Source organism: Tsuneonella flava, assembly GCF_002870965.1.
Taxonomy (GTDB): Bacteria; Pseudomonadota; Alphaproteobacteria; order Sphingomonadales; family Sphingomonadaceae; genus Tsuneonella; species Tsuneonella flava.
Map to the genome: position 1 here is coordinate 502,032 of NZ_PHSO01000006.1, position 8,691 is coordinate 510,722.

Sequence of the window (8,691 nt, forward strand, 5' to 3'; positions counted from 1 at the left end):
CCTCTACGGCCACCTAAGCAAGCTTGTCGTTATCTTAATTCCACCGGGATTTGGTTTGTCCTGTCTGATGTAAGGATTGGATACCGAACTCGGAGCCACTGCGCCCACTCTACGTCGGACCAACGTTCAAGACAGGCGAATGCCGTGCTGGTGTCTAGTGAGATGAACCGATCACGGAATGCTGGGTCGATCATGCTGCCAAAAGCTTCGAATACTTCGTCCCCAAACCGCGAAAGCTCGCCTCTTGCGCGCTTCAGCGCCGAATTCTCTTTCGGCGAAATATGCAGCAGGGCGACCCGGTCATACTCGCTCAGCGGGTCGGTCTCTGCGTGGTAGGCCGTCATCTGTTGACGAAGTAGCTGATACCATGGCTCGAGGAAGAAATCTTCGAGCCGCACATCCACATCGGCCCGGATCGGTCCATGTGGGCGCTGCCAGATATTGTGGTATCGCGATTTCCTCGTGGCATCTCCCGACATGGACCTGGGATCGCGCTTGGAGGGATAACTCTCGGTGTATTTCCACTCGATGAGAAGCAGATGAAGCTCCCCGCCAATGCGATAGCGCACGGCCGCGTCAACCGAGGTCGAATTGCTTCCGCGATTTCGCTTCCCGTCCTTCCCGGCCTCGTTGAGGTAATCGGTTTCGGGGAACCACTCGAAAGCAACGTAGTGATCCTCGCCATTGCGCCGCTCGATGACTTCGGGCTGGGCGCCATCGATGCCGAGCACGTGATCTATCCACCGGCCGAGAACATCGGGACGGTCGACGAAAGGAAAGAGAAAATTCACGCAGCAAACCTGCGATGATGCCCCATGATTGACGTGGGTATGCCATCCGATGGACTGCGTATGCTCATCCGAATAGGAGAAGCTATCGACAATCCGTTGTCGGTAATCCGGGTGCAGATTCGCTGCCCAGTTTTCAGGCATCAATCGAACTGCCTGACCGCGATAACCAGTGACGGCGTCGTCGCAGCTTGCAAAAAACTGCTCCTGTTGTCGGTATTGCTGCTTGGCAAAATGGGCCGAGGGCTTGTCGGGAATCATGTCTTCTTTGTTCATAAGAATAGTCTAACCACCTGCCACGTCATTTTCGGACATATCTGGATGCGATCCGGAGATTGCCGTTCGTGCCGCGTCGAGCTGCTCGGCCATCACAGCCTTCAGCTCGTCAGGGCTTTCGATGACCAGGTCCCCGGCCCAGGCAAAGAGATGGTTCGCGAGTTCGAGCAGACCGCCCGAGGTAAATGTTACCCGCACGGATCCGTCGGGTAGCTCCTTCAATTCCTGCTTCGGATGGAACCGCCACTCACGTGCCCGCTGCGCGGCCTCTGCCAGGATGCGTAGGCGCACCTGATACGGTTGCTCGCGAAACATGCCGAAACTGCCGGCCAGCCATTCATCGAGATCGAAATCTTCCGGTGCCGCGCCCGCAATGTCCGAAACCACAGCGTTCTGAACCCGATCGAGTCGATAGGTCACCAGGCCGTATCCGCCCTTCGGAAAAGCCGCGACGAGATAGCTGACGGTGCCGTGTAAAATGCCGTACGGGATGACCCTGCGCCAGACCGTCTCATCCTCACCCTCCCGCCGGTAATCGAACTCCAGGCACTGACCGGCAAAGATCGCCTGAGACGCTGCCGCCAGTGTTTCGGATGACACCGCCGCGACGGCGCCCGGCCCTACCAGGGTCCTCTGCAATCGGGCGAGTTCGGCAAAGTCACGATCGACGCGACGCTTTTCCATCCCGTCGAAGCTGGCGCGGAGCTTTACCAGCAACGCGTCGAGCAGTTCTGCTCGAGGGGATTTCGCCTTCGATGCGGCCAGCACTTCTGCCTGTAGTGCTGCCAGCTCAGCAGCATTCGGGCGGACGTAGTGGCGACGGAGCGAGTCTCGGATCAGAAAGCGCTTACGCCTGCCATCTTCAATCTCGTCCAGGTCGAAATGGAGCGCGATCGTGTCGCGGGCCCGCTCGGCAGAACGGCGCTTCTGCCCAAGGACTTCCGCCATTTCGTCCAATGTTAGTCCCTCGACGCTATCTGCAAGCGCCCGCACGAGAGTGAGGACCCGGTCGAGCGGTGCCTTTCGGTGCTCTGCCACGCTCCTACCTCCCCGAGAGCTCGCGATAGATTTCGACCATGGCGAGGGTATCGCGCTCGCAGTAGGCGACCAGGCCTGCCGCCAGTTCGGCACGCCGCTCTCCTGAACACCCAGGATCGGTCGCCTCGACATAGGCGAGTTGAGCATCCCCACCGTCAGCGATCGCGAGATCGCCATATGCCAGGTCAGGCAATAGCGTCGGAAGTACCGCCTTGATCGAGAAGCTGCCCCGTTGGTCACGGTGGTAATAATGGGCCTTAGCGACAGGGAGCAGATCGACCGTCCTCTCTGCGAGCGAGAAGAGTGCCTCGCGATGGCAAGGCACGGCCTCGGCCAGCATGCGCAAGCAGCGCCGCTCAAATCCCGCGTTCCACGCGATAACGGCCCCTTCGCGAGGAAGTTTTGCCAGCGCACTGGCTATGGGCTCGCGGGGGTCCCGCCCCGAGAGGTCGAGAGCCTCGACATGGATCAGTTCGCCGTCTGCCTGCTCGACATGCGCAGAGAATTGAAAGGGGACCTGACCATAGGGGCTGGTTCCGACCCAACGCGGGATCGCGAAGCCGATGGTCTCAAAGTCAAGCCAGATACGGGGGAAGGCCCAGCCGGCCGTGGCCTGTCTGACACCGTCAGAATCGAGATAGACTTCTCCCGTGCGGACCGCGTGTTTGATTCTCGTGTGGAGAGGATTCAGCCCCGCATCTTCGGGGAGATCCGCAATTTCGAAAACGCTCTCGGCGGACCATTTCTCGGCAAGGCGCGCTCCGGTATTGGGCAGCTCGCCAATGGGCCATTCTGGTCCTGCAGGCTCGAGACTTGAACAGTGCGATGAAAATTCACAGGCGAACGGCGAACTGCAATGCGTGCCGGTCGTGCAGACAGGTTCTTCGCCCGCGAGCATCTCCTGGATATCTTCGATCATGGCGTCCCGCGTCGCCGCGATCCCGGAGATTTGATCCATTAGCGGGGCATCGCTGAAGATGCCGTTATAGTCGTCCGGCGTCGCGAGTACGAAACTCGTATCGATGTGGCGAATGGATGCGCTCGCTATGGTTACGCCGCAGTTTGCGATCACCCAGTACTGGGTCGCAAGATCGCCGATGTGATACGACTTGGCACTGCCCGAACTCTTCACTTCATAAATGTGCCAGGCAACCCCGGCGGCGGAGCGCTCCGGGACGAGAATATCGACCCTAACGAGCACGCCTTCATGCTCGAAGGTTGCTTCGAAAATTGGTCGATCTGCGATTGCCACGAGTTCGGCTGTTCGAGTCAAGGCAGCCTGCAGATCGGGTTCCGCCTCGACCATGATGCCATCTGCAATCTGGGAACAGGCCAAATCACCCACAGCATGCCCGGCAGCAAAACTCATCTGCGTTGACGCGTCGACATCAGAACGCTCGCGCGCATGGACCTGTTGCCACAAGCGGCGTGGGCATTGCTCGAAAGCGCTTATGCGGGACTTCGAAAGTCCGGGCCGACGAAGATGGGACAAGGCCTGTGCCATCAAGCGCGAGAGATCAGTATGCTGCGCGGCAGGTCGCCCAATGCCTTGGCAATATCGTCGAAAGCGTCACCGCTGTTCTCGATAACGATGTCGATAGCCGTCAGGGGCGGCTCTGAGATCGCGCCATAGGTCATGGCAGCAAATCTGTCCGCTTCCTGTCTGCCCCTGGCAGGGAGGCGCCTGCTTCGGTTCATTCCGCCGAGGCGGTTCAGGAGCTCCTTGAAGTACCAGAGACCAGACGTAACGGCGTCGGTGCTACGCTGCGGATCCTCGCAAATCCCGATCCAGAACTCGCGATCGAGATCACTTGCGTGCTCGACCAGGTGAGCAATGAGCCAGAGGGGGTTCTCGAAAAGCTGCGCGGGATAGCGGCCGCTGGCCTTGCTCACACCCCTGCCATGCTGGCCAACCGGCAACAGGATAATCGGACCTTCATCGTCACCGATTTCCATGGCGTACTTGATCTGATCGAAGTCATCGCCCGTGTGTTGCGGTTCGATCCAGCGAATTCGTGCTCTTTCCATCTACCCCACCTCTCTATCGATCTCGAAACACCCTCTAAGATCGACCCCCGACAAAAACGGACATAGTAAGCTCTGACAGCGATAAGCAATTGAAAAATTGCCGTTAGGACGGAAGCGATCGGCGTCGCTGCCTATTGGTCCGAGACCAAATAGGATCAGAAGCCGATCGGTCGGATCACCGCGCCACGCGCTTCCGCCTCTTGACGCAGCCACTGTGCCAAGACGTTCGGGTCGCTGATGCCGAGCAGATCGGCCCGCGCGGCAACGACGGCGAAGTCGCCCGGAGTCTGATCGACGGGAGGGGCCAGGCTCGCAGGATACTTAGTGGAAAAATAGCGCTCAAAGAGCGTAAGTGTCCGCCGCGCATCGAGCGTTTGAAAAGCCACGCGCATGGTAAACCTCCGCTGCGATGCGGGATCGAGCGTCGCCGCATGATTGGTCGTCGCCACGAAAGGGTGCCGTAGGCCTTCCATCTGTCGCAGCATCTCGTTGACCATGCTGCGCTCCCAACTTCTGTTGGCGCCTTCACGGTTGCTGAGAAAGTCATCGGCCTCATCGATTAAGAGCAAGGCTCCAGCTCGCTCCGCTTCATGAAATGCCTGGGCCATCAGTTGCTCGGTGCCGCCGACGAAGGGGCTGAGGAGATCGGAGCCGCGCTTCTCGATAACCTCGATACCCAGCGCTTCAGCCAGGTGCCGCGCATAGGCGCTTTTTCCCGTGCCGGACGGCCCGGAAAGCAAAATACTCCAGCCCGAGGCTCGCGCCTGTTTCATCCGCGAGCAAAGCTCTGCGAGATCGAAATCGGCAACCGAAAGGGAGGGATCATAAGCGGTCTGGGGTCGGAATGGACGCGGTCGTCGCCCCGACACCGCTGAGACGAGCTCATTTCCTATTGTCAGCACGTCGTCATCCGAGCCGGCGGCCCGCTTTGCGCCCCTCACAGCAGACGCGAGGATCGCTGGTGCCGCCGGCAGACCCGCAAGCTGCATCACTGTGGCGTCAGAAACCCTGAGCTTCTCTTTGCGAATGTGCCGCCGGATTATCTTCTCGCGAACCGCTCGGGTGGGCTTCGGGAATTCAACAGCGAGATCCATCCGCCGAACGATCGATTCCTCAAGTCGGCGCGGTTCGTTGATGATCCAGATTGTCGGCCGTTCGCCGCATTCGACGAGGTTATTGAGCCACAGCTTGGAACGATGCCCGCGCTCTTCGGGATCGAGAAGAAGAACGTCGTCAGCCTCGTCCATGACGATAAGATGCGTCTGGTCACCGCGCGTAAGTGCCCGCAGCGTCATGAGGTGAGCAAGACGCTCTCGTCGGTGAGGCTCTCGGCCGCTGTCATCGCTTTCACCGGCAAAGAGGGCCTTCGCGCCCACTCGCGAAGCCAGGAGGCGCGCGAATTCCGACTTGCCGGTGCCGGGTGGACCATAGAGAAGAATTGAGATGCCTTCGCCACTGGCGACAAGCTTTTCGGCGATCTCTCGGGGAAACCCAAGGTGCTCGAAATCTTCCCAACGAAGGGAAGATCGCGAGGAGCGGGGCATCAGGGTTCGAACAAGCTGCGCCTTGCTTCGTGCCCCGGAGCGGGCAATGCGAAGCAGGTAATTGGCCGCCGAGAATTCGCCGTCAGGATCCCGGTCGATTAGTCCACCGTGACAAATTGGCGCCGAGACCATCAGACGGCTTTCGACAGCGCTAGCGGTAGCACCCACGATAGGCGCTATCGCGCCCGGTGTGAGGTGAGAACCGCGGTTCCCCGGCAGCACATCCAGCAGTTCCTGCCATTCCTCGAACAGGTTGACGCGGGCGAAAAGCGACACGATCGCTTGATCGAGACTGTCGAGTCCCAAGAGCTCACCGAGCCAGCCGACGATCTTGTCGAGCTCCGATTTTGGAAGGCGTCGCGAAGTATTACGGCATGCGCCGGCAAGCTCTTTGATCAGCTGCGGCCGGTCGGCTGGCTTGATCTCTGCTGCATCGACATCGGGCAGTTCGGCATCATCGATTTTCACGCGCGAGAAAACACTAAGGAGGCCCTCGCCGTGACGGCTGAGCATGAGCGGGGACATGCGGCTAACCGCATCCGCCCAAGCCAGCCGAAAGCGTATCGCTTCGCCATCGCTTGCTGCTGCGGGCTGATGCAGTCCGTAGGAGTAATTGTTCTTGCTGCGGAGTGCTTTTCGATTCCTCATAAAGAGCCGATAAAACTTGCATGCGACAAAAACGGACACGTTGCGCGCTTAGTTATCTGAGCGCCATTGCTGCGCGGCCGGGGGCACATCGAGAAACTCATGATCGAGATTTGACACGATCTGGCCGGTTTTATCCCGCAAATCCTGAAAATCGGAAAATGCGGGATAAAACGTTGCATCTCAGAACATTGGCAAGCGCCAACGAGTGAACAAGAGCGAACTCCCCGAAGGACCTAAATGAGCCTAAGCTTCACACGCCGCGAGTTCTACGATCTCGTCTGGTCGAAACCCATGATCCACCTTGCCAGTGAGCTTGGAGTCTCCGACGTCGCGCTCCACAAAGTCTGCCGTAAGCACCACATCCCCAATCCTCCGTTGGGCTGGTGGGCGAAGAAGGCAGCGGGCAAAGACGTCAAACAAATCCCCTTACCCGAATTTGAACATGATAGGCCCGACACCATCACCATCCGGTCGGCGCCTGCGGCGGAGTGGAAAACGAAAGCGGCTGAGGTTGCCGAGAAGAAGTTTCGCTCTGCGCCTCAATCGCTTGACGGTCGACCGAAGCGCGGCGGGCTCATCGTTCGAAACACGATGGCCGCCTTGCGGCGCGGCAAAGCAAACGACCAGGGACTGATCTGTGTTCACGAAGCCGGCCTGATCTCGTGCAGCATTGCCAAGCGATCGGTTGGCCGCGTCGCTGATTTCCTGCCCAAGCTGGAAGCCGCAGCCGAGGTACTGGGCTTCAAGCTCACACGCGATGATGAGCCCAGTCGCTTTTCAGACGGGGTTCAAACGGTCAAATTCGAAATCTCGGAAGGCTACACACGGGCAAAGCATGAGCTAACCCGAAGTGAGAAGGCCGAGCGGGCCGCCTGGGAAAAGCGCCACGAAAGGCGCGGTTGGCGTTACGAATTTGGCGATCCCCATCCGACGTTTGCTGATTGGGACTACACCACGACAGGTCGGCTCTCGATCTCGTTTGAGCCCGTTTGGTATTATCGCCACGCTTCGCCACGTCGCTCGTTCAATGACGGTAAGCGCCAACGTCTCGAAGACCTGGTGGACAAGATTGCGGTTGGGATCGCAGTCGTTGCCGCAGCGAAAGCAGAACGGAAGCGCGAAGATGAGGCGCAAGCAAGGAGACGCGAAGAGCAACGGCAGCGCCAAGAGCAAGAAGCAAGGTTCAAGTATATCGAAGAGCGCAGGGACGGTGAATTATCTAAACTCCTGGATGCCTGCCTGCGCCTCGATAGGCTGGAGTCGTTGCTCGCACGCGCTTGCTGCGGGCCTGAGGGCAATGAAGAAAGCCGTGTGCAGGAGTTCAGACATTGGCTGAATGGCCAGATCAGTGAAATCCAAGCACTGCTGACGCCGAGCGGCCTTGAGCAGCGCTTTTCAGATCTTAATTTGTTCGGAGTGGAAGATGATCGGGATTTCAAACCCGCGAGATGGTGATCGCGACCACTCATTGGGGACTGATCAGCACACGTGCCTGTAGCCAAAGGGCCTCCCGAATTTACATCAAGACCCTATATTGGCGGGATGTCAGCCTGCAACATCATCGTCGATGCGAACATAGTCCTTCACTATCGTCGAATTGACGAAATTGATTGGCCGGCCATCGCCGGATCGTCGGCTTGTAATTTGGTGGTCGTTCCTGCCTTGATGACAGAACTCGAACGGAAGAAGGCTACGGGCGCATCGCCTGTCATCAAAAAGCGAGCAAGCAAGGGAATAGAGTTTTTTGTGCAGATGATGGACAAAGCCGATCCCATCACGCTCCGATCAAATTGCACGCTAATATTTCATGACAAGGAGCCGACCCTAGACTTCTCGGCAAATCGCCTTTCCCCAGATGTTGATGATGACCGATATATTGCGAGTGCGTTGGAGATCGCGGGTGAAACAAATTTTCCGACATACATCGCGTCAGGCGATGGCGGACTAAAGCTCAAACTCAGATCGCGTCCCGTGAACATCCTGACACTCTCGGACGAGCTAAGGCTTCCAGACGAGACCGACCCTGAAACACGGGAACTACGACAAGCGAAACAGGAGCTTGAAAAGCTTAAGACTGCGCGCCCCAAACCGCTGATTGGGTTTGCTGGCGATGTAGAGAAGCTAAAGATCGAGATTCCTGACCGGATCGTGCCAAACCTTCCAACGGTCGGGCAGATCATGGCGAAGTACCCGATCGAGGAACCGCCCAAACCTAAGCCGCATGTGGTGGACGCGTTTGCAAAGTCCACTGGTCGGATCGACCTTTCGCATCTGAGCGGTTTGTCGGGAAACTTCGTCGATCGCAGGAACGAGGATCGTCGACGTTACTACGCGGAGTACGAACAATGTCCGTCGTCAGAACATTTGGC

Annotated in this window: 6 protein-coding genes and 1 pseudogene; 2 read left to right on the plus strand and 5 right to left on the minus strand. The window is 58.3% G+C overall.

What is annotated here, in order from left to right; translation table 11 throughout:
* Nucleotides 1–29: 29 nt before the first annotated feature.
* From CV013_RS12150 to CV013_RS12170, 5 genes are all read right to left on the minus strand, one after another.
* The gene (locus CV013_RS12150) at nt 30–1,064 is read right to left on the minus strand and encodes a PGN_0703 family putative restriction endonuclease (RefSeq protein WP_102155920.1); all 1,035 of its coding nucleotides are present in this window, start codon (nt 1,062–1,064) and stop codon (nt 30–32) included.
* Between the two features lie 9 nt (nt 1,065–1,073).
* Nucleotides 1,074–2,012, minus strand: a complete 939-nt coding sequence (locus tag CV013_RS12155; protein WP_102155981.1) for a helix-turn-helix transcriptional regulator — start codon at nt 2,010–2,012, stop codon at nt 1,074–1,076.
* A 94-nt stretch (nt 2,013–2,106) separates the two neighbouring features.
* Nucleotides 2,107–3,471 (minus strand): DUF2779 domain-containing protein, encoded by a 1,365-nt coding sequence (locus CV013_RS12160; protein WP_232806594.1) that lies wholly within the window; start codon nt 3,469–3,471, stop codon nt 2,107–2,109.
* 134 nt (nt 3,472–3,605) lie between these two features.
* Nucleotides 3,606–4,130, minus strand: coding sequence for a hypothetical protein (locus CV013_RS12165; protein ID WP_102155922.1), 525 nt, complete (start codon nt 4,128–4,130; stop codon nt 3,606–3,608).
* 155 nt (nt 4,131–4,285) lie between these two features.
* Nucleotides 4,286–6,322: an AAA family ATPase gene (locus CV013_RS12170; protein ID WP_102155923.1), complete on the minus strand. Its 2,037-nt coding sequence runs from the start codon at nt 6,320–6,322 to the stop codon at nt 4,286–4,288.
* Between the two features lie 237 nt (nt 6,323–6,559).
* Here CV013_RS12170 and CV013_RS12175 point away from each other — a divergent pair, with 237 nt between their 5' ends.
* A complete protein-coding gene (locus CV013_RS12175) occupies nt 6,560–7,777 on the plus strand; it encodes a hypothetical protein (protein WP_102155924.1) in 1,218 nt (405 codons plus the stop codon).
* A gap of 33 nt (nt 7,778–7,810) precedes the next feature.
* A pseudogene (locus CV013_RS12180) lies at nt 7,811–8,691 on the plus strand (hypothetical protein); the annotation flags it as partial.